This is a genomic window from Limnothrix redekei LRLZ20PSL1 (assembly GCF_043235035.1).
GTDB lineage: Bacteria > Cyanobacteriota > Cyanobacteriia > CACIAM-69d > CACIAM-69d > CACIAM-69d.
Genome location: NZ_JAZAQF010000057.1, coordinates 81,998 through 103,896 on the forward strand (window position 1 = coordinate 81,998; position 21,899 = coordinate 103,896).

A 21,899-nucleotide genomic window follows, 5' to 3' on the forward strand; every position below is an offset into this window, starting at 1 on the left:
CTGGGCCAATTGGCCAGGCTTCCTAAGGGGCTTAACCAGCATCCAGGAAGCCACGGTCGATCGAACGGGGAGCGAGCCGAATGCCTAGAAGCTAAGTTCCTAGAACAGGGTGATTTTGGGGTTTTCATCGATGCGAACGGTGAGCGATCGCTCGATTTGCCCTAGGTATTGAAGTTTCGAGACCCCATCCTCAGGATGAGTGACCGATCGCGCACGGATGGTCAGCGAGGGCTTACCCCCCACTCGTCCAGGGGAGTAAAGGTCGATCGCGGCTTGCTTGAGAGTGGCCACCAACACCTCTGCTGGCAAGTCTGGCGAAACAGCAATTGTGGCGAGGGTTGCTCCCGTGTCATAAACCAATTGGTAGGGGGCAGCTCCCTCAATGCGCGGCCGTTCCCGAAGACTGAGGCCAAAACCAAATAACCCCGCCGCCACCACGATCGTGAACGCGGTGACTCCCACCAGTCGAAATCGCCAGGCCCAGCCCAACACAAACGCCAAAATGGTCAAGAGCAAAAACAGACCATCGGCCGCCAAAGTCCACTTGGCCCCCTCGATCGCCAGTTCCGTCAGCCCTTTGCCATTCAAAAGTTGACTTAAATCCATCGCTTGAATTCCCCTTGTCTTTGCTGTTTTTGAGAGTGGCTGTCTTTCAGATTTAGCTGTCTTGCAGATATTGATCTTTCAACATTCTTTTGGCTATTGCGAGAGTGTCTGAGAAGTTGCCTGAGGGACTAACCAAGCGCCAACAGTTGTGGGGGCAAGGCGCTTCAGCCCCTTATCTGGGCCGGTTGATGAGACCCACAAAGCAGTAGCTTTGGCCTTTCAGACATCCTCTGATGGGATCTTTGAAAAGTTGGGAATACCCAAAAAAAGGGGTGGCTCACTGTCCACCCCTCAGACTCTATCGGTTTTGCTTCCATCGATGCAAGCGCACCATCTGAGCGCAACTGAGTAAGCGCAACCGATTAGCTCCTCTGCATCTGGGCGATCAGGAACCGTTCTGCGGTTGGGCCCCAATCCCCAATGACCGAGTTTTTAATCATCATCATCGTCATCGCCTTTGCCGAAGCGCTTGCCAATGCCGGGGGGCAGGGTGTCAAACGTCCGCTTGCCACCGACAATCTGTTTCGCTAATCCGGGCGGCAGACCCAACAAACCACCACCCAGGGTGATGTTGGTAATGTTCGTGATATTGGTGATGTTCGTGATGTTGGTGACGTTGGTGGTGGAGCCGCTGAGGCTGCCGCCTGTGGTGCCGCCGCCGGTAGTGCCACCCGTGCTGCTGCCGCCGCCCGTGGTGCCGCCCGTATTGGTATCCGGCAGACCAAAGATGCGGAAGTTGCTGGCGATCAATTCTGCCTCGGAGTAGATCTTCAGCGAGAAGCCTGAGGAAACCTTGACGATCAAGAAGAAGTTGCCGTCTTCGTCGCGGCCCTTTTGGGTCACGGCTTTCAGCACATCGCCACCGGACTTGAAGCCCAAAGTTGCCGCCAGGGCAATTCGATCGTCCTTCGTTGAGAAGTCGTAAATCGTCGCTTCGCCGGTCAAGGGGTCGATCGAACTGCTGCCCGTCGTACCTGTCCCCGTGCCAGTTGTCCCCGTGCCAGTTGTCCCCGTGCCCGTCGTACCTGTGCTCGTGGTACCTGTGCCCGTAGTCCCGGTGGTTGTACCGAGTGTAGTCCCCGTGGTGGAAGTCGAACCCGTCGTGCTGCCCGTGGTCGATCCACTCGTGCCCCCCGTCAACGAATCGGAACCCGTAGTGGCCGTCACATCCAACTTGCCAAACAGGAACACATCCTTACCAGCACCACCCCACAGGGCATCCTTACCGTAGCCACCCTCGATCGAGTCGTCACCCTCGCCGCCCAGGATCGAATCATCGCCCTGATCGCCCACCAGGACATCCTTGCCAGCGCCACCGACAATAAAGTCATTGCCATCGCCGCCAAAGATCAGGTCATCCCCCGCATTGCCCGTCAGGATGTCATCGCCACCAAAGCCAAAGATCTTGTCATCGCCACCCAGACCATTGAACACATCTTTGTTGGAGCCACCCCGGAAGAAATCATCTCTCTCGCTGGGCCGGTCAGACAAAGGCGAATTCGTGAAATCTGCATCCCGTTTTTCCTTGATGCCGAATTCCAGGAAGTGCTTGAACAGGTTTTTGACCTGTCCGCCCTTGAAGGCCTTGGAAAGGTCTTCGTTGAAGTCTAGGTAAAGATCTTGGTTGAACTTGGGTGAAGGGCTGAGACCCTTGGCAAAACCAACCGCTTGGAAGTGGGCAAAGGCGCTGCTGAATTGGCCACTGGCTACCGCCGCTGCGGCATCCGGATTGGCTTCCAGATAATATTTGCCATCAAAGAATGTGCCGCTGTTACGCCCTTCCTTGACCCCAACAGTCAAGAAGTGCTTGTAGCTATAGGAAAACGACAGATTGTTGAACAGGATAAATCCGTCAACATCACCGTTGGTCTTCAGATATTCATTGGGATTGAAGAAGTAGCTGCCCACCCGCCGTTCCTGAACGCCGGCTTTGATGAAGTGTTCAAAGGCGCTGCGGAAACCGCTGGCTTTCAGCGAAATCTTCAGGTCAACGTTTAGCTCCAGATATGCCTTCGGATCGAAGACCAACGAAGGGGCCCGATCTTCAAACTGCCCAACCGTTAGGAAGTGCTGATAGGCGCTCTTGATGGAGCCACTTTGCACAGCGGCGACCACATCAGGATTTTGATCTAGATAGAACTTTTCGTCGAAGCAAAGGGACGGATCGATCGCGGCTCCCGTTGTGGTTCCGGTGGGGTCGGTGGTTGTACCCGTGGTTCCAGTCGTGCCCGTGGTACTCGTGGTTCCAGTCGTGCCGGTCGTGTCTGTGGTTCCAGTCGTCCCGGTGGTTGTGCCTGTGGTTCCGGTCGTACCAGTTGTTCCAGTCGTCCCGGTGGTTCCCGTGGTTGTGCCTGTGGTTCCGGTTGTGCCTGTGGTTCCGATCGTACCAGTTGTTCCAGTCGTCCCGGTGGTTCCCGTGGTTATGCCTGTGGTTCCGGTCGTGCCTGTGGTTCCGGTCGTGCCCGTGGTTCCGGTCGTGCCCGTGGTGCTCGTGGTTCCGGTGGTTCCAATCGTGCCCGTGGTTCCGGATGTGGTGGTTGGGGTGGTGGAAGTTGGAATAACTACAGTGTCCGTGGTGGGTGTTGTAGCCATGGTTGTTGATGTCCTCAGATATTGCTGATTAAGTCCCTAGATCTCAACTGGATGAGACAGATGAACGGGCTTGTTCACCTGCGATCTCGATCGCAGTCCATGGGCTGGGCAATCGTATTTCGGGCGATCGGGAAATAATGATTTGCTGATGGTGTGTCATTTCACAGCCCACAGCCTGCATCGAAATAATTGCGATACACCCAAATGCTTAGGATTGAAATTTCCTATAGCCGATCGATTCAGGCCAGTTACTGAGTCGATCAGTTTGCTGTTACGAGCTTTTGGCATCTCTGCCTTGTCAGACGAAGGGTTCCCAAATTGGTTCCCGTTCAATTTCTAAAATTCTGGATATTTTTTTGCACGGGGCTGTGACCATCATTTTTTTGAATTACTGTGAAACGAGTGATAGTTCCCATAGAAATTTGGGTAATCTAAAAAGTTTGCAAGATTATTTTCAACGCAGTTTTTTAAGATCACAACCGCAAGACCGTGCGGCAAGAGAGCGATACGAGCTTGGCAATAACTCCCAACCTTTACAGGATGATTGACTGCGAGATCGGACGCTTATGCCAGGTTGAAAACCGGCTAATGGCCCCGTGACTGTTGACCCCAATTTGCTGATCCCTATCTTTGCCCAATCTTTGCCCAAGCTGATGTTCTGAGGGGATGCTTGGGGTAGGGTGGAATGGGCAGTTAACCGGATGAGTCGGGCTTGTGGAGTTGCGCTGTGGATCGGTTGGACTATCGTGGAGCGCTGGTGGTTTTGGCGGATGGGATGGGGGGACAGTTGGGCGCGTTTTATCGATCGCTCCTGGGAGATCCGGTGCGATCGATCGGGTCGGGCTATTGGGAATTTAGGCTAACGGGCGGTCTGCGCCTAGGAATTTTTCGGCCCCAACCCGACCAGGTGGAGCGCTTTCAGGGCGCAACGGGGGGCTTTTCTCTCTGCCTGGAAGTGATGGACTTGGATCAAGCGATCGCCCTGGTGAGCGATCGGGGGGCCACCTTGGCGGGGCCGGTACGCATTGCGAGCCACGGCCGGGAAATTGACGCGATCGACCCGGCGGGGAACCGTCTGATTCTCTATGAGCCAAATGAATTGGCGAATTCTTGAATTAAGAATTCTTGAACTCAAGGAATTGATCAACAGCTATTGATCAACAACTAAAGAACTGAGCCATTAGCGGCCAAAACTTGCTCGATCGCCCGAGCAGCCCCATCCTCCGCCACTGACGGCGCAACCCATTGGGCGATCGCCTTGACCGGTTCCGGCGCATCCCCCATGGCCACCCCCAAACCGGCATAGGCGATCGCTTCCAAATCATTGAAGTTATCGCCCACAAACATCACCTGCTCCGGCCGCAAGCCCAACCGTTGCTCCGCCAAATTCCGCACCGCATTGCCCTTGTTCACGTCCGGATGCGCCACCTCCAAAAAGGTGGATACGGACGTGGTGAGGTAAGCTTCTTGGGCGCAGTAGCGCTGGCGTAGTTTTTCCAAAAGGTCGCGGGTTAAGTGGCGATCGGGACTGAGGGCCAACACCTTCGTGGGTTCGGGACCCTGAGCCAGCACTTGCCGCAAATCTCCCACTTCGATCGGGGTCACGCCCGTGCGATCGGCATAATCCTGGCTGGCCGGTGTCAGTTGGCGAATTAGCAAGCGATCGTTCACATACAAATGCACCGACAGGCGATCGCCCCAGGCCGGCTCCTCCAAAAAGTCAACCACCTCCCGCGCCACAGTCCGATCCAGCGGGCGGTGAAACAGTGGCTTGGGCTTAGGGCGATCGGCCGGTTGGCTGTGGTCGGGTTGATCCATCCAAGCCCCCTGATAGGCAATCAGCGGTAGGGGGGTTTGAATCTCCCGATGAAACCGCAACGCCGAGCAATACATGCGCCCTGTGGCAATGGTGACAGCCAAGCCCCGGGACTGAGCCGCTTGGATCGCGGCCAGAACCGGGGGATTAATTTGGTTATTTCGACCCGCGATTGTGCCGTCAATATCCAACACAATCAACCGAATTGCACGGGCCAAATGATGGGGAAATGGCTGCTGTCCGCCACTGCCCGATTGCCAAGCTTCTGTAAACACCATCGAAAGGCCCCTCACCCTGAAGTCACGGCTCGAACGCTCCAAAGTCTAACGCTCTCCCCAGGGCCAAACCTAGCCAAGAACGGTCTTTGGCAGAGGGAGAACGATCAAACCTATGGAGCATTCAGCGGCTATGCAAAGCCGTGGGATTCGGCCGCAATGGCGAGTCAGGGATGCATCGATGATGAGTTTGCAAGTCCGAACTATGGATCCGCCAGAACCCTAAACTTGGGTTGCCGTGCCACTCGCGACCATCCAAAGCCTTCGCTAAATTGGTTGGTCGCGAAGATGGCGACTATTGCGAATCGGATCCGAAAGGTTCCTGGCCAACGCCAAGGTTTTCATAACTTCCTTCCAGGGAAGCCCACAGGGATTGCAGTTCATGGAAAGCTGCTTCGGGTGAGAGCTTGCCGTTGGTCTCCAAGTTGCAAATGAAGCCCACTCGTTGGGCAAACTCTTGGAGGTTCGCGTTAAAGACCAAATTCTCGGGGCGAACCGCGCCGTGATAGGTGGAACAGGGAGCGATAAAGGTCGTGTGGTCTTTCATTGGGATAACCTCCAGGTCATACACGAGTTGTGAATGGACGAAGAGGCGATCGCGAGCTTCCGGAGGATGTTAGAGCAGAGGGTTAAGGTCTGATTGCACCTGGTTGGAGGATAACGCTAGGCGATCGCGGTAACAGTGCGAGTTGGGCGCGAAAAGAGGTTCCTTATAAACCCCTTAACCTAAGTTTAACCTAGTTTCAGAATTTTGGGCCTGAATTTGGAAAATTTGTCAAGCACTTGACCTGGACTGGGTTGAAGTTTTGCGCCCGATCGAGAAATCAATTCCTAAAAGGGAGACTAGGGACTGATCGGAAAAATATCCGACCGCTGGAGGAATTGATTAGTTTCAGCATCCCTGAAATTGCGGAGAAACACTGCGATCGCGATCGTCCTCCAGCCCGATCGACATCATCACGCCCCCCTTAGATTTGGAATTTGGGCTTTGCACTCTGGGCTTTGCGCCCTTGACTTTTTTCACCCCTCAGTCCAGCCAATCAGGATCGTTCAAGGCCTGATTCACCAACGTTTCAAGGGCGTTTCAGTCGGGGCTTCAGGGCGCGAAAAGCCGATAACAATTAACCATCATGGAGGAAACCGGGGCTTTTCGATGGGCCAAGGCCCAGTTCCTTAAGGATTCGAGACGATTCGTCAAAAAGATTGGAAAGCTCGGGAATGGTTCTGATTATTTCGGTTAACCATGAACCATCGCGGAGAGCCTTACGGGCCGTGGCGATCCACTGAACTCAGCTCCCCGTTTGCCCTCCAAGGCTGTCCCGTTGTCAATCAATTCCTATCAATCGCCATCGAAATCCAACGATTGATGGCGACAGTATTTACAATTGGTTACTAAGTAACTGGTTCAGGCAACGTTCGCCATGACTTCAGCGATGACTCCTGTGTTTGATGCGACGGATCCCAAACGGGCCACGATCGAGGCACGGGCAGTGGCAGAGGATGTTTCCGCGCCGGTATCGCCAAATCAGGGGCCCACCGACGACGAAGACATCGAAACCTATCGATCGCCCCACTACGACCCAGACGCGATCGACGCGGCCTATCGAGGACGCTGGTGGGCAGTACTGCAACGGGCGATCGCCGTTTTATGGCCCTGCTTCACGTTTGCCTTTGCAATTTGGCGCGATCGCCAGAGCAACCAAGTCAAGCGCAACGAAGCCCGCCGCGCCCGCCAGTTACGAGAATTGCTGACCCAGTTGGGGCCCGCCTTCATCAAAGTGGGTCAAGCCCTTTCCACCCGGCCCGACCTAGTGCCGCCGGTTTATCTGGAAGAGTTGACCCAACTGCAAGATCAATTGCCAGCTTTTCCGAATGAAATTGCCTACCGATTCATTGAGGAAGAATTGGGCGATCGCCCCGAAAACTGCTTTGCCGAACTCAGCGAAAAACCCGTCGCCGCCGCCAGCCTGGGGCAAGTCTATCGCGGCAAATTGAAAACTGGGGAAGCCGTTGCCGTGAAAGTGCAGCGGCCCGGACTCACGGAGCAAATCACACTTGACGTTTACATCATGCGTGGCCTTGCCAAATGGGCCATGAAAAATGTCAAGCGACTGCGGAGCAACCTAGTCGCCATTACCGATGAATTTGCGGCCCGCATCTTTGAGGAAATGGACTATTCCCAAGAAGGGCGCAACGCAGAGCAATTTGCCAAGCTCTATGGCTCCATGGCAGAAATTTACGTGCCCAAAATCTATTGGCAATACACCGGCAAGCGGGTGTTAACCATGGAGTGGATTTCGGGAACAAAGCTCACCAATTTGAAAGAAGTGGCCGCACAAGGCATTGATGCCACCCACTTGGTAGATGTGGGGGTGCAGTGTTCTCTGCGGCAATTGCTGGAACATGGTTTTTTCCATGCGGATCCTCACCCGGGCAACCTGTTGGCCATGCCCAATGGTCGATTGGCTTATCTCGATTTTGGGATGATGAGCCGAGTTAAAAAATATCAGCGCTACGGACTGATCGAAGCGGTTGTTCACATGGTGAATCGCGATTTTGCTCGATTGGCAGAAGATTATGTGAAGCTGGAGTTTTTGACTCCTGACACCAATTTGGAGCCAATTTCCCAAGCCCTATCCGGTGTGTTTAGCAATGCGTTGGGATCGAGTGTTTCGGAGTTGAATTTCAAAAACATCACCGATCAATTGTCAGGGGTGATGTATGAATATCCGTTTCGAGTTCCGGCTTACTATGCCCTGATTATTCGATCGCTGGTGACCCTTGAAGGGATTGCGATCAATGTGGATCCGGAATTCAAAGTGCTCAGCAAAGCCTATCCTTACATTGCCAAACGATTGCTCACGGATCCGGCTCCAGAACTGCGGGCTTCGTTGCAAGATTTGCTGTTCCGGGAAGGAGATTTTCGTTGGAATCGGTTAGAAAATCTGTTGCGCAATGCCAAGGACAGTGCTGATTATGATCTCAATGAAGGGATCGATCGGGCAGCGGAGTTTCTGTTGTCGGAGCGTGGGGAATTTATTCGCCAGCAGGTCGCCAGTCGGTTAGTGGAAGCGATCGATGCGGCGGGCCAAAGTGCTTGGCGATCGCTCCTGGACAATTGGGGCAAGTTCCTGAACCGCAACCCAGGCAGTCCGGCAAGTTCCAACCCGGGAACCAACTCTAGTGACCCGCGTGAAACCCTGGAGCGGTTGCAACGCATTTGGCAGTTGCTTCAGGAAACGCCTGGGTTTGATTCCATGAAGCTGTTGCAGTTGGCGGCGCGGATTCTGGTGCGGCCGGAAACCCAGCAGTTGGGTCAACAGATCGCCGGAGAGTTAGCCCAACGCGCGATCGCCCGGTTGATTCGGGAGGTGTTGGTGGCACGATCGCCCCAAACGATGACCGATCCCAAGGCGGCCGTTCCGATCGCAGCTTTGCGTTAGGCAATCATCGGGAAGATTTGGATCCCTTGGGACTGGTGCTCAGGGTTGCTTGAGGCTTACTTGAGGGGAAGGCGATTGCTCGATCGGGCGATCGCCTTCTTCGTTCAGAGCGCGATCCTCCGTTACCCGGTAACCCCGCATTAGCTCGCTCAGCATTGGCTAACCCAGAATTCCTTATTCCTTGAGGGTCACCGTTGAATTTATTTCATATGAATTTATTTCATAACCCAATAACGATAAAAAGATAAAAGACCATCAACGGTTAAATTAAGAAGCGGTTGGCTGGCCGATCGCCCCTCCTCCCGAGACCCGATCGCCCCAGCCCCCAAAAACCGCACAATTAAATCAATTCACTCGATCGATCCCACATCGTTTGAGATCGCATCGAGCATCGAGATCGCATCGACTGAAATCAACTGCGAGCGCCTGCGAATAACTGCAAGCATCTGGAATCACCCGTCCTTCAAGCGATTGATTGAACTCAGGGAAACCAGGGCAACTAGTAGTACGGCTGCCTTAATTCGCTGGGTCAAATTACATGACTGTTACCGTCACCTGATCGTTAAGTAGCAAGATGCTCAAGCCCCTTGTTACCACGACTGGCTCCGCAACTTTGACCCAATGCCTTAAGCCTGTCACGCTACTAGTGCAACTAGCTCCATTCGTAGGCTGGCGTTTGACTTTGAAATTGTTTTGAGAAAACTTGAAAAAAGGAGATCAAGCCGTGGTGGTTGCTGCACCGATTGGGGTTGAAGGGACAACGGATCGATCGACGGCGATCGATGTGTTGATTGTCGGCGCGGGTTTAACAGGCTTGAGCGCTGCCCACCGCTTGGTTAATCACCCGGGCAACCGGGGGCGATCGACCCTGGTGGTGGAAGCGCAAAACCGTGTGGGCGGCAACATCACCACCCGATCGGCCGATGGGTTTCTGTGGGAAGAGGGGCCCAACAGCTTCGCCCCCACGCCAGAGTTGCTGAAACTCGCCGTGGAAGTGGGGTTGAAGGATGAGCTGGTGTTTGCGAATGGCAAGCTTCCCCGATTTGTCTATTGGGACGGTCGGTTACAAGCCATTCCCATGAGTCCCGGCGCATTTTGGAATTCCACCCTGCTGAGTGATCGGGGCAAAGCCAGACTGCTGTTAGGCGCGGCGGGTTTTGTGCCCCCGATCATGGGTGCAGCCATTTCGGCAAGGGGCGGCGAAGAAACCGTCCGTGAATTCTTCACTCGCCACCTGGGCCAAGAAGCCATGGAGCGCCTTGTGGATCCCTTTATCTCGGGAGTTTATGCCGGAGATCCCGATGCCCTCAGTGCTTCGGCGGCCTTCCGCAAAATGGCCGCCATGCAAGCGGCCGGTGGTGGCTTGGGAGCCGGGGCTGCCCGAATTCTCTGGGCCAAACGCCAAGCGACCAAGCAAGCTCCCGCAACCGATCCCCGCTTACCCAAACCCAAGTCCGGGGAGTTGGGATCCTTCCGCGAGGGGCTACAAGCTTTGCCGGAAGCGGTGGCACGCGGTTTGGGCGATCGGGTCAAGCTGGGTTGGCAGGTGGAGGCGATCGCCCGTGATCCCCAAGGCACTTACCAGGTTGCGATCGCCAGTCCCGATGGCCCCCAACAGATCACGACTCGATCGGTCATTCTGGCCACCCCGGCTCCGGTCACGGCTCAACTGCTAGAACCCCTCGCCCCCCGAGCCAGCACCGCCCTCAACGCCATTCCCTACCCCGCCGTTGCTTGCGTAATTTTGGCCTATCCCGAAACCGCCTTTGCCCAGTCCCTGCGCGGCTTTGGCAACCTGATTCCCCGCAGCCTGGGCCTGCAAACCCTAGGAACCATTTGGGCTTCCAGCCTGTTTGCGGGACGCGCTCCCCAAGGTTGGGCCCACCTAATCAACTTCATTGGCGGCGCACAAAACCCCACCCTGATCCACAAAACCGAAGACGAAATCGCCCAAATGGTTCATGCGGACGTGCGGCGGATTTTGCTGAAACAGGACGTGCCGCCCAAGGTGCTGTCGGTCAAACTCTGGCAACGGGCGATTCCGCAATACACGATCGGGCATGGGTCTCGCCTGGCCACCTTGCACCAGGAGCTTCAGCATTGGCCTGGCCTCTTTGCTTGCAGCAACTATGAAGGCGGCGTAGCGCTGGGTGATTGCGTGCGCCATGGTTGGGAACAGGCCGACGCGATCGAGCAGTTCCTCGGCAGTCGGGTCTAGGCACTCAGACCCCGCCTACCCGATCGGAGATCTATTTTTGGATCGCGTTGAATTGTTTTGAATTGCGTTCAACCATCTCCCAAGGGGCGCACAGTTCTCTTTTAGCTGTGCGCTCTTTGTCCTGATGTTGATTTGTTGGTTACTGGTTGTTGGTTACTGGTTGTTGATGCCTGTTTGTTAATTGTTGGCACTTTTGACGATGGTTCTGGCTATGATTCTGATTTTTTAATTTCTCTGTCTTGATTCATTTTTTAAATTTGTTTTTAAATTTGTTTATTGATTGATATTTTTCACCTTTTGCCTTTTTCACAACTTTTCTAGCTTCTAGATGCTTATTTATTAGCTTTCTATCGATTTCATGGTTATTTCACCGATCGGCCCTTAGCACTCCTATGTTGAGGCGACTGCATTGGGAATGTTGTTCGTTGCCGTTTATTACGTTCTGATCGACGAAAATTGGGCTATTGTGTGAATTTTTATCGCGAAATTTCAAGAATTCTCAAGCTTATTAAAGGTTAATTGCAAAGCCAGGCTCTTCCCAAACGCCCAGCCAAATCGGGATGGTAATTTGGGACAGCACAGCCGCTCATTAGCGGTTCTTATTAGTGCCTTTTGTTTAAGAAATCATCAAGGAAAAAACCATGCAACCCGAGCAAAAAGATTTGGTCACTGGTGTTATTTCCGCTGCCGTTGGGGCCGGTGTGGCGGTGTCCTTCGCGGTGGCGTTCGGTCAAAGCCCCTGGATCGCAATGGGCATTACGGCTTTTTCGGCAGGTGTGGCCCTGTTGGTCGATCGCACCGGTTTGATGTAGTCGCCTCACTGCGGTCTCTTTTTCTAAGATACGGCTCCCTAAAAATATGGCCCCAAAATACGGCTCCCTAAAACAGGGAAAGCTGATCGTTTTGGGAATCGTTTGGGGATCCGAGGCGATCGCCCCCAGTCCGATCCCTGGCCACTGCTGCCGCGCCTTCGGTGATTGATAACTGATTCCAAGGCAACGGGGCGATCGCGGTCGCCGCCGGAACCGTCGCCGCCTCTAGCAGAGCCTGAAACTGGCGGGCCGTGTGGGGCGAATGCTCCTCGATCGGGCAGTGGACAAAAAAATACAGTTGCACCCCTCGCTCCAGCCAGCGCAACACTCGATCGCGCCATTCCAACAAATAAGCCTCATTGCGCCAGGCTTCCGGGTGGGAAATGAACCGGACGATCGCGAACTCCGCCGTTACACAGGACTGCAGCGGCAAATTCGGTTTGCGCCGCTGGGATTGCCGTTGGGGATCTTCCCGAGCCAAATCTAACCCCCGATAAATGGGTCGCGTGTCCAACACCACCCGACCAATCCCCAACTCTCGTAACCAACCATTGAGGCGATCGCGCCACTGGGGCAAAAACCAATCCCGGTGACGCACCTCCAAAGCCAAAGAGACATTGGTTGACCGTCGCCATTGGCTCAAAAACTGTCGCAGATCTGCGCTCTGGCTGGGGCCGTAGCTAGGAGGAAGCTGAGCAAACAAGGGCCCGCACCGATCGCCCAAGGCCACAGCCCGCTCTGCAAAGGCCAACGCCGCCGGCCCGCGATCGAGCAAGGGGCCCACATGGGTCACATCCCGAGGCAACTTCAGGCAAAAGCGAAATCCATCGGGAACCAACGATCCCCAGCGCTGCACCGTGGCTGCCGTTGGCACACCATAAAACGTCGTATTGCCCTCAACGGCCCAAAACCGCTCGCCATAACAACGCAGGGCTTTTTGCCCCGAAGTTCCCGGCGGATAGACTGAACCCACCCAACCGGGATAAGACCACACAGCGCAACCGAGCCGAAATTGCCAATCGATCGCCATACCCTATTGCCATACCCTATAGATCCTTCAGAGTATCTTGCAATCATTTTCTCTCCAAAATGTCCCACGATCTTCTAGGGGGCATGGCCCATCGCGGGTAAAGCTGCATCCAAATTCAGCAGCTCTCGCCCATAACTCAACTCACTATTAATCACAGGTCAATGATCCCGGCAAGATTACGCCCAAAGACTGACCATGATTGATTTTCGTTCGTTTGGGTTCCTAGGGTCTGAGTCGCATTGATTGTTCTGAAGATTAGAAAACCGTCGTTCAAAAAATTCTTGGCCATCATTGTCGAGAAAAATCAAGTTTTTCAGGACTTTGAGCTTATTTTGGGCAATTTTTGGGAATTTTAGAACTTAGCCCCTGTTTGATCGTTTTCCATCAACCACAAGCGCAGAACCATTGGGTAATGGTTGCTTCACCGTTTCGTCCATTACCCAAATTAGTGCATCTCGTTCCGTAAAAACCCTGAAATCAGGTTGTGGATATTAATACCAAGACAACTCTATACCCGAGGACAAGCCACCACCAGTAACACGCCTTAAACGCAGAGGTCAGAAAAACTAAGAGATCAGAAAAACAACAAGGATCGGAAGTATAAATTGTTGTTGATGGCAACACCAACTGGGTCAATGACCCAGCAAACTTGCAAAGTAGTTCAGGCAATTTCAAGGAGTTGAGAAATGAAGCGAGCCTCGCGATCGAGGCCGAGCGCTGGGAGGAAAGAGGGGATGGATCAATGCAATAGTGACTCTGGAGTTAATCGATGTTTGGACGTAGCAAAAAACTAATGCCGTCAGTGACCTATCTGGCTGAAGGAAGTGATTTTCAAGGAAACTTAAGAGTCCAGGGCGGTTTACGGGTTGATGGCGCGGTGCGGGGCACGGTGGAAGTGAATGGGGATTTGGAGATTTCGGCGGCTGGCTCGATCGAAGGGCCCGAGGTCAAAGCCGGCAACATCATCATCCACGGCACAGTGAAGGCCAGTATTGTGGCCGAAGGGAGTCTGACCCTAACGCGTACCTCGCGCTTGGAGGGGGATGTGGTGGTTAGCGCCCTGAATATTGAGGCGGGGGCTTTCTACGTGGGCCACATTGTCACCAAGGATGCCAACTTGTTGCCCGTTGCCCCGCCGATCCCCAAATTGGTGGGCCGCAGCGAGTAGGGATTTCCTGGGGCACTAGGCAAGGTGAGAGGGGGCACCATGCCATGAACAAACCATCCACAAACCATCCACCAACAACCGACCAACGACCAGGCCCCAATCGCCGTCAGGATTGAAAATCTTACCGACTATTGAGATCCCTGAGATTGGGTCTATCTCCTGGGGTTAGCGGTTCAGCCTCAACAACTGCGGCTTAACCCTAGGAGATAGATCCAGTTCTCTGGAGAGGGGTGTGGGCTTGGCAGGACAACGGACAGGTGGGCCAAACCCGATCGAATCCAAATCAACTGGAACCCAAATCAACCAAAACGCTGATTTACGGCCTCAGTTTCACGATCTCAGTCACCGATCTCAGTTGCCCGATCGCCCGGGATATTCGGGATACATGTCACGGGGGCGATCGCGCCCGTCAATGCATTGGCCCATGGCGGTGGTGAGGTCACTGGTCACCTGGCGATTCAGGGTGGTGACGCAGCGGGCAAACCGTTCGGGCAGCAAACTGCGGCGACAATGATCCAAAACGGCGCTGCCGTCAACGGCTCCGGCCCGCGAGATGCTGACCACACAGTTGGCGGTGTCGATCGGGCGGCGAGCTTGCCGACAGGTTCTGAGGGCCGCTTCCGCTGAGATGGTGGTTTTTTCGTCAATCCGCTCCACGCAGTCGCCCAAGTCCTCGGGGTGGAGCACATAGGCACAGGAGCTAGCAATCAGGTCGGGGCTGATGTTGGAGTCGCGCAGGTCGCGCACACAGCGATCGTATTCGTTGGCTTGGGCAGCGGTGGGGGTCAGCAGCAGCGGCAAACCCAGGGCGATCGCTGCGATTGTGGATTGAAGTTTCATCGCAAAGTTCAAGCGGTACTTGTGATGGGGACTTGATGGGAACTGGATGGGGAACTGTTGAGCCGTTGGACGATCGAGGACGGGGCGATGGGCAAACGAGGCCCATCCTCGATCGGGGACAGGGACACGATCAGCCATTTCCACCTCCCTAGGCTAGAGCTTTTCTGGGCTGGCGCTGCCCTGAACTCTAAAAATTGGTGCGATCGCGGTTGGCGGCCGTGGCCCGTTCGATCGTGGTGGCCACCGTCACCGATCCCAAATCACCGTCGGCCCGGGTGCGAAGGCTGAGGCTGTTGGTTTCCAACTCTTTTTCACCGACCACGGCCATCACGGGGATTTTCTCCTTTTCGGCGTTGCGGACGATTTTGCCCAGGCGATCGCCCGAACCATCGACCGTTGCCCGAATGCCCGCCAGTTGCAGTTGCTCCACGACGCGATCGGCGTAGTCGCGGAAATTGTCGCCCACGGGCAGCAGGCGAATTTGCTCGGGAGCCAGCCAGAAGGGGAAATCTCCGGCGTATTCTTCGATCAGGATGCCCACCAGCCGTTCGATCGACCCAAATGGCGCACGGTGGATCATCACCGGCCGCTGGCGGCTGCCATCGGCGGCGACGTATTCCAGATCAAACCGCTCCGGCAGGTTGTAATCCACCTGCACCGTTCCCAGTTGCCATTCGCGCTCTAGGGCATCTTGGAAAATGAAGTCCAGCTTGGGCCCGTAGAAGGCCGCTTCGCCGGGAGCCTCGAAGGAATCCATGCCCAGGGTTTGCACGGCCGATCGAATGGCGTTTTCGGCCTTGTTCCAGGCCTCATCGGAGCCGATGTACTTGTCGGAGTCGGGATCGCGAAAGCTGAGGCGGGCTTTGAAGTTTTTCAGTTGCAGCGCCCTAAACACCGTCAGGATCAGATCCACCACCTTCAGAAATTCCGCATCCAACTGCTCGGGCGCAACAAACAGGTGGGAGTCATCCACGGTGAAGCCGCGCACCCGCGTTAGACCACCCAGCTCGCCGGACTGCTCGTAGCGATAGACCGTGCCGAATTCCGCCAGGCGCATCGGCAGTTCTCGGTACGAGCGCAACTGGCTCTTAAAGATTTGGATGTGGAAGGGGCAGTTCATCGGCTTCAGCACAAAGCCCAACTCGGCGGCCGCCTCATCCGGCGACTCGGCCATCATCGGGAACATGTCTTCCTTGTACTTTTGCCAGTGGCCGGAGGTTTTGAACAAATCCACGCGGGCAATGTGGGGCGTGACCACGGGCAAATAGCCGCGCTTGACCTGTTCGCCCTTCAGGAAGTCCTCCAGGATCGATCGCAGCATCGTGCCCTTGGGTGTCCAGAGGGGCAAGCCGGGGCCCACAGGGTCAGCAAAGATAAACAGCCCCAAGTCTTTGCCCAGTTTGCGGTGATCGCGTTTGAGGGCTTCTTCCTTGCGACGTTTGTATTCGGCCAGTTGCTCTGGCGTTTCCCAAGCCGTGCCATAGATTCGCTGGAGCTGGGCCTTGGTGGCATCGCCGCGCCAATAGGCTCCGGCCACGGTTTCCAGTTCGATCGCCTTGGGGTTAATTTCCGAGGTGTTTTCCAGGTGGGGGCCGGCGCAAAGATCCCACCATTGATCGCCCAGGTGATAAATCGTGATCGGTTCGGTTTTGATGTCGTCGAGGATTTCCAGCTTGTAAGGCTCCCCGATCGCCTCAATCCGGCGCTTGGCTTCCTCGCGGGACACCTCTTCGCGAATCACCGGCAGCTTTTTGTTGATGATTTTGATCATCTCTTTTTTGATCGCCTTCAACGCCTCTTCACTGAAGGGTTCGGGGCTATCAAAATCGTAGTAAAAGCCGTTTTCGATCCAGGGGCCGATCGTCACTTGAGCCTTGGGAAACAAGCGCTGCACCGCCATGGCCATCACGTGGGAAGTGGTGTGGCGAATTTTTTTCAGCGTTTCCGATTCGCTGGTTTTCGGCAGGGTGATTTTATCAACCTGGTCGGCGGCGGGCAGGGGACGATCGGGCAATTGCTGAACCATACCAACGAAACTCAACAACAGTAGAAAGCGACGGTCGATCGCGCATCGTGGCTACTCTAACGCTAATTGACGACATGGCCCGACTTTTGGTTCGCGAACCGCCGCTTGGGGCCTTCTATCTTAGCGAGGCCCGCGATCGGGTAGCGTTTCGGGACAGGACGCTCAGGGGCACAATCAGGGCGAATGGGCGGAAATGGGCGGAAATGGGCAGTTTAGGCGCGATCGCTGTCGGGCAAGCTATAGGGCACAATCCCGTTACCCTTGCCCGATCGGGCCCGATAAAGGGCCACGTCTGCCCGGTGCAACAACTCAGCCGCCGTGCGGCCATGGTCTGGGAAACTGGCAATCCCGATCGCCACGCCAATTCCTTGGGGCGCAAACTCCAGCAGGGACGCATCCAACGACGACAACAGTTGGCGCAACCGCTCCGCTCGGCGACAGGCTTCCTCAATCTCCGTGTTGGGCAACAACAGCACCAAGTCGTATTTGCCGTAGCGCCCCAGGGCTTCCAACTCAGAAATATGGTTGCGCAACCGCATCACCACCCGTTGCAACAAATATCGGCTGGTATCTTGGCCCGAAAGACGCTCCGCCACAGCCAACCCATCCAGGGCGATCGCCAACAAACTCAAGGGTTGCTGGGCACGAGCCATATTTAGCAAATCGCGCTGAAGTCGCTGCTCTAAATATTGCCGATTGAACAGTTGTGCATCCTCGTCTTGAAGCGCCACCAGGTTATGTTTCTGGCGCGATTGCATATCAGACAAGGCCAAGCCCAAGTGCTCCGCCACGGCCGTGGCCATGGGTTGGTATTCGGAAATCAAACGCTGATTGGGCTGGGTGCAAAGGTGCAACAGGCCCAAGGTTTGCCCCCGCCCCACCAAAGGCATACAGAGAGATTCACCAATGAACCCCTCAAAGGCGTGCTGACAGCGCAGGTTTTGCGGCCCCGCTTCCACTCGGTGCGATCGCCCACGCCGCAGGGCCCAGCAATGGCGAAAGGCAAAGGTCGATTGGCTGGAGAAACCATCGCCCCACTGGCTGATCAGGGAAAATACGCCCTTGCTGTCGTCGTATAAAAACACCCCTCCACTACAGCGTGGAAACAAAGCCATCAACACACTGGGCAAGGCGCGGCCCGCCTCAGCGATGCTGAGGCAAGTTTGCAGCAGGCCGCTGAGATCGCCCAGCAGTTTCAACTCCTGGTTACGGCGCTCTAGGGTATCAATCCAAGCCTTGAGCTGGACATTGGCTTCGGCCAGGGCCCGCTCGGCCCGTTTGCGATCGCTAATATCACGCGCCACCCAAATCACGCTGCTGTGGGAGGTGGGGGCAATGTTGGCAATAAACCAAGCCTCCTGTTCTCCCAGCCGCAAAGAATATTCCAAGGACAGGGAACGTTGTTGCCGAATGGCTTCCCGCGCGGCGGCCAACCAAGGGCCCGATCGGGTAGAATCCGTCAAAATTTCCACCATCTGATTAATTAGCTCCCCCCCATGATTTGATACCTGGGCCAACTGGGTGGGCATCACTCGCACATGGGCCTGCTCCGTTGACAGTTCCAGCACCAGATCCGGCAGGGCTTCCAACATGCCCCGCATTTCAGCATAGGCAGTCATTAACTGCTGCTCCGCCAGGTCACGGTGATCGGCCTGTTGTTGCAATCGCAAAATTAGCTCCTGGGAGACGACCATCAGCGGCAACACCCCCAGAGGCCGCAGTCCTCCATCCACTACGGGCAAAATATCCAGGTCTTGACGAGTAAACAGATCCAACAGGGTTCGGAGGCCCTCAATAGTGCCAATCCATTGCCCCAAGTCCTTGAGCAAGATTGGTTGGACGGCCTGGGCAATGGTTCCTAGTAGCCGAGTGGGCTGAGTGGCCAGGGCCCGCAAGAGATCCCGAGGCAAAACCACGCCCTTGAGCTGATTGCTTTCGAGAACCAGCAAACAACTCGATCGAGCAGCACTATCGGGCAGAGCCATCCAGCGCCGTGCCGCTTCCGCCACCGATCCAGACGCTGAGCCTGTGGCAAAGGTTCGTTGAACAGCCGCTTCAATTTCCATGCATCCTGGCCACCGACAGGCTCAGACAGTAGATTGCGCAAGATATTTGAGCATTGGGGTTGCGGATTTCATGGCGAATTTCATTAATATCATCGATCGCTTGACCTCCATGCGGATGGCTCTAGATCAATCGATTCCATCAATTTGATCGCCTTGATCGCCGTCGATTTGATCACCTGGATCGCCCTCGATCGCCCCGATTCTCCCGATCGCCCTCACCCAATCACTGGATTTAATGGATTTGAGCAATAGCGATCAGTTAACGTGATCGGTCTAATCAGACTCATCAATGGGTACTGATCAAGGGGACTGTGAATCTCAAATTGATTGTGATCGATGATGGGTCAATCAGTCGTTGATCCGAGTCCCGATCAATTCCCCCAGTGCATCACGCATGATCGGTCATGAAATCACTCATGCGGTTGATGGTGAGCCATCTTCCCTTGATCGATCACAGGGGATCACCGGAGATGCAATCAGTTCCATCAAGGGCGATCGCCCCATCACCCCTCGGCTGTGGCTCGATCGAGATTGATAGAACGGATGGATGAAGACAATTGATCTTAGAACCGCAAATCGTAGACCGCAAATCTAGGCTGCAACCGCAGACAGCAGATCCCGAGCCACAAACAACCGGCCACAGGGCTGTGCTCATCTAACCTTGCTGTGCTCAGTGTTCAGCGGCCAACAACCCCAAGCAAAAGCGATGATGGGCCACATCATAATGGGCCACAAATTTAACTCTAACTTAGGGCCGGAGTCTCGGTTGCATCGGCCCACGGGATTCACCATTCCCCAGCAGCCATCGGCCGCTCTCCCCAGAAACCGCCAAGCCCAATTGCCAAGTCCAGCGATTCGACCTAATTGCCAAACCCAATTGCCAAACGACAGCCATTTGCACCCTGTCTGGTAAAATTTGGGAGACTTCTACCGTGTTCGGCTTCTATGGGGTCAACTGGGGATCGAATCGCAATTGACGCAATGGGCGGCGACTATGCCCCCGAAGAAATCGTCGCCGGAGCCGTGCGCGCCAGCGAAGAACTGGGGGTTAAGGTTCTGCTAGTCGGTGATCCCCACAAAATCGAGGCTTGCCTGAAAGAGCACAATGCTGGTTCAAACCTCGAAATTGTGCCCGCCGATAGCGTGGTGGAAATGGACGAAGAGCCATTGACTGCCCTGCGCCGCAAACCCAATTCTTCCATCAATGTGGCCACGAATCTGGTCAAGGAAGGCCGAGCCGATGCTGTGGTTTCGGCGGGGCACTCGGGCGCGTCCATGGCAGCGGCACTGCTGCGGTTGGGACGAATTCCGGGAATTGAGCGCCCCGCGATCGGGGCTGTGTTGCCAACCCAGGTCAACGGCAAGCAAGTTTTGATCTTGGATGTGGGGGCCAATGTGGACTGTCGCCCCAAATTCCTAGAGCAGTTTGCCGTGATGGGTTCCATCTACAGCCAACATGTTTTGGGGGTGGAACGGCCCAACGTGGGTTTGGTCAACATTGGCGAAGAGGAATGTAAGGGTAATGAATTGGCCCTGCGGGCCCATCAGTTGCTGGCGGAAAATCCCGTCATTCACTTTGCGGGTAATGCCGAGGGGCGCGATATCCTCTCGGGTCAGTTCGATGTGGCTGTCTGTGATGGCTTTGTGGGCAACGTGCTGCTGAAGTTCGCGGAAGCCGTGGGCAGCGCGATGCTTCAGGTGGTGAAGGAGGAGCTACCCAAGGGCACACGCGGCAAAATTGGGGTCACGGTGTTGAAGCACAACCTGAAGCGCATTAAGCAACGGGTCGATCATGCGGAGCATGGGGGCGGTTTGTTGCTGGGCGTGAACGGGGTTTGCATTATTGGCCATGGCAGCTCGCGGGCCCCTTCAGCCTTTGGGGCTATCCGCCTCGCCAAGGCGGCTGTGGAATCTCGTGTGATTGAGCGAATCCAAGCCCAGTATCAACAAAGCGTGCAGCAGGCTGTTGCTTCGGAGAATTAATGCAAACGCGATCGCCCTTTGGAATCGCCCTCATTGGCAGCGGTTCAGCTTTGCCGGATGGAATTTTAGACAACCTTGCTCTGGAGCAGTTGGTTGAAACCTCCGATGAGTGGATTTCCACAAGGACGGGAATCCGTCAGCGGCGTTTGGCGCAACCGCAGGAGTCCCTTACGCCGTTGGCCGCAAAGGCTGCTCAGCGAGCGTTGGCAATGGCGGATCTCCAGGCGGCTGATTTGGATTTGATTCTGCTGGCCACCTCCACGCCCGATGATTTGTTCGGGAGTGCTGGGGCGATTCAAGGGGCGATCGGGGCGAGCCACGCGGTGGCGATGGATTTAACGGCGGCTTGCTCGGGGTTTGCGTTTGGCTTGGTGACGGCGGCTCAGTTTTTGCGATCGGGTGTTTATCGCAATGTGCTGCTGATTGGGGCCGATGTGCTCTCGCGCTGGGTGAACTGGAACGATCGTGGCACTTGCATCCTGTTTGGCGACGGGGCAGGGGCTGTGGTGTTACAGGCAATTGATTTGCAGGAGCAACCCGCCGCTAGCGATGCTTTGCTGGGGTTTGAGCTACGCAGCGATGGCTCCATGAACCATGTTTTGAACCTGGCGGGGGAAGCGATCGAACAGCCTCTCAAAAACGGAACCGTGGTGGGTCAAGGCAATTTCCAACCGATCACCATGAACGGTCAGGAAGTCTATCGTTTTGCCGTTAAGCGGGTTCCCGAGGCGATCGAGAAGGCCTTGCATCGGGCGGAACGGTCGATCGAGCAGGTAGATTGGCTGCTGTTGCACCAAGCGAATCAACGCATCATCGATGCGGTGGCCGATCGCCTTGGTTTGCCCCACGAAAAAACCATCAGCAACTTAGAGCGCTACGGCAACACGTCCGCCGCCTCCATCCCGATCGCCCTTGATGAAGCGGTTCGTGACGGACGGATTCAGCCCGGCCAAACCTTGGCCCTAGCTGGATTTGGGGCTGGTTTGTCCTGGGGTGCTGTCATTGTCCGTTGGGGCCGCTGACC

The 21,899-nt window shown here is 55.3% G+C and carries 15 protein-coding genes; 7 read left to right on the forward strand and 8 right to left on the reverse strand.

What is annotated here, in order from left to right:
• Positions 1-99 precede the first annotated feature (99 nt).
• Entirely contained in the window at positions 100-606 is a 507-nt protein-coding gene (locus tag VPK24_RS09290; protein ID WP_393012384.1) for a DUF2518 family protein, read from the reverse strand.
• A gap of 432 nt (positions 607-1,038) precedes the next feature.
• A complete protein-coding gene (locus VPK24_RS09295) occupies positions 1,039-3,198 on the reverse strand; it encodes a calcium-binding protein (protein ID WP_393012386.1) in 2,160 nt (719 codons plus the stop codon).
• 727 nt (positions 3,199-3,925) lie between these two features.
• On the opposite strand from VPK24_RS09295, the gene VPK24_RS09300 reads away from it, so the two are divergent.
• Entirely contained in the window at positions 3,926-4,312 is a 387-nt protein-coding gene (locus VPK24_RS09300; protein ID WP_393012388.1) for a VOC family protein, read from the forward strand.
• Between the two features lie 50 nt (positions 4,313-4,362).
• On the opposite strand, the gene VPK24_RS09305 is transcribed toward VPK24_RS09300, so the two are convergent.
• Positions 4,363-5,292 (reverse strand): Cof-type HAD-IIB family hydrolase, encoded by a 930-nt coding sequence (locus tag VPK24_RS09305; RefSeq protein ID WP_393012390.1) that lies wholly within the window; start codon positions 5,290-5,292, stop codon positions 4,363-4,365.
• Between the two features lie 292 nt (positions 5,293-5,584).
• Complete coding sequence (locus tag VPK24_RS09310; RefSeq protein WP_393012392.1) at positions 5,585-5,836, reverse strand: DUF7219 family protein; 252 nt, start codon at positions 5,834-5,836, stop codon at positions 5,585-5,587.
• Positions 5,837-6,722: 886 nt separating this feature from the next.
• Here VPK24_RS09310 and VPK24_RS09315 point away from each other — a divergent pair.
• The 3 genes from VPK24_RS09315 to VPK24_RS09325 all read left to right on the forward strand — a co-directional run bounded on the left by VPK24_RS09315 (position 6,723) and on the right by VPK24_RS09325 (position 11,762).
• Complete coding sequence (locus tag VPK24_RS09315) at positions 6,723-8,732, forward strand: ABC1 kinase family protein (protein WP_393012394.1); 2,010 nt, start codon at positions 6,723-6,725, stop codon at positions 8,730-8,732.
• Between the two features lie 724 nt (positions 8,733-9,456).
• Entirely contained in the window at positions 9,457-10,950 is a 1,494-nt protein-coding gene (gene hemG, locus VPK24_RS09320; RefSeq protein ID WP_393012396.1) for a protoporphyrinogen oxidase, read from the forward strand.
• A gap of 641 nt (positions 10,951-11,591) precedes the next feature.
• Positions 11,592-11,762 carry a hypothetical protein gene (locus VPK24_RS09325; RefSeq protein ID WP_190355568.1) on the forward strand — a complete coding sequence of 57 codons (171 nt, stop codon included), beginning with the start codon at positions 11,592-11,594 and terminating at the stop codon, positions 11,760-11,762.
• Positions 11,763-11,829: 67 nt separating this feature from the next.
• On the opposite strand, the gene VPK24_RS09330 is transcribed toward VPK24_RS09325, so the two are convergent.
• Entirely contained in the window at positions 11,830-12,792 is a 963-nt protein-coding gene (locus tag VPK24_RS09330; RefSeq protein ID WP_393012398.1) for a DUF72 domain-containing protein, read from the reverse strand.
• A 769-nt stretch (positions 12,793-13,561) separates the two neighbouring features.
• Between VPK24_RS09330 and VPK24_RS09335 the strand changes: the two genes are divergently transcribed.
• Complete coding sequence (locus tag VPK24_RS09335) at positions 13,562-13,960, forward strand: bactofilin family protein (protein WP_393012400.1); 399 nt, start codon at positions 13,562-13,564, stop codon at positions 13,958-13,960.
• A gap of 351 nt (positions 13,961-14,311) precedes the next feature.
• Here the strand turns inward: VPK24_RS09335 and VPK24_RS09340 are convergent, their stop codons facing one another.
• The 3 genes from VPK24_RS09340 to VPK24_RS09350 form a co-directional block, all read right to left on the reverse strand.
• Positions 14,312-14,938 (reverse strand): hypothetical protein, encoded by a 627-nt coding sequence (locus tag VPK24_RS09340; RefSeq protein WP_393012402.1) that lies wholly within the window; start codon positions 14,936-14,938, stop codon positions 14,312-14,314.
• A gap of 49 nt (positions 14,939-14,987) precedes the next feature.
• Positions 14,988-16,826: a threonine--tRNA ligase gene (thrS, locus tag VPK24_RS09345; protein WP_393012404.1), complete on the reverse strand. Its 1,839-nt coding sequence runs from the start codon at positions 16,824-16,826 to the stop codon at positions 14,988-14,990.
• 212 nt (positions 16,827-17,038) lie between these two features.
• Positions 17,039-18,892 (reverse strand): diguanylate cyclase domain-containing protein, encoded by a 1,854-nt coding sequence (locus VPK24_RS09350; protein ID WP_393012407.1) that lies wholly within the window; start codon positions 18,890-18,892, stop codon positions 17,039-17,041.
• A 945-nt stretch (positions 18,893-19,837) separates the two neighbouring features.
• Between VPK24_RS09350 and plsX the strand changes: the two genes are divergently transcribed.
• On the forward strand, positions 19,838-20,875 hold the full coding sequence (gene plsX, locus VPK24_RS09355; protein ID WP_393012410.1) for a phosphate acyltransferase PlsX: 1,038 nt from the start codon (positions 19,838-19,840) through the stop codon (positions 20,873-20,875).
• Complete coding sequence (locus VPK24_RS09360) at positions 20,875-21,897, forward strand: beta-ketoacyl-ACP synthase III (RefSeq protein ID WP_393012413.1); 1,023 nt, start codon at positions 20,875-20,877, stop codon at positions 21,895-21,897. Before plsX ends, VPK24_RS09360 begins: the two co-directional genes overlap by 1 nt.
• Positions 21,898-21,899 lie beyond the last annotated feature (2 nt).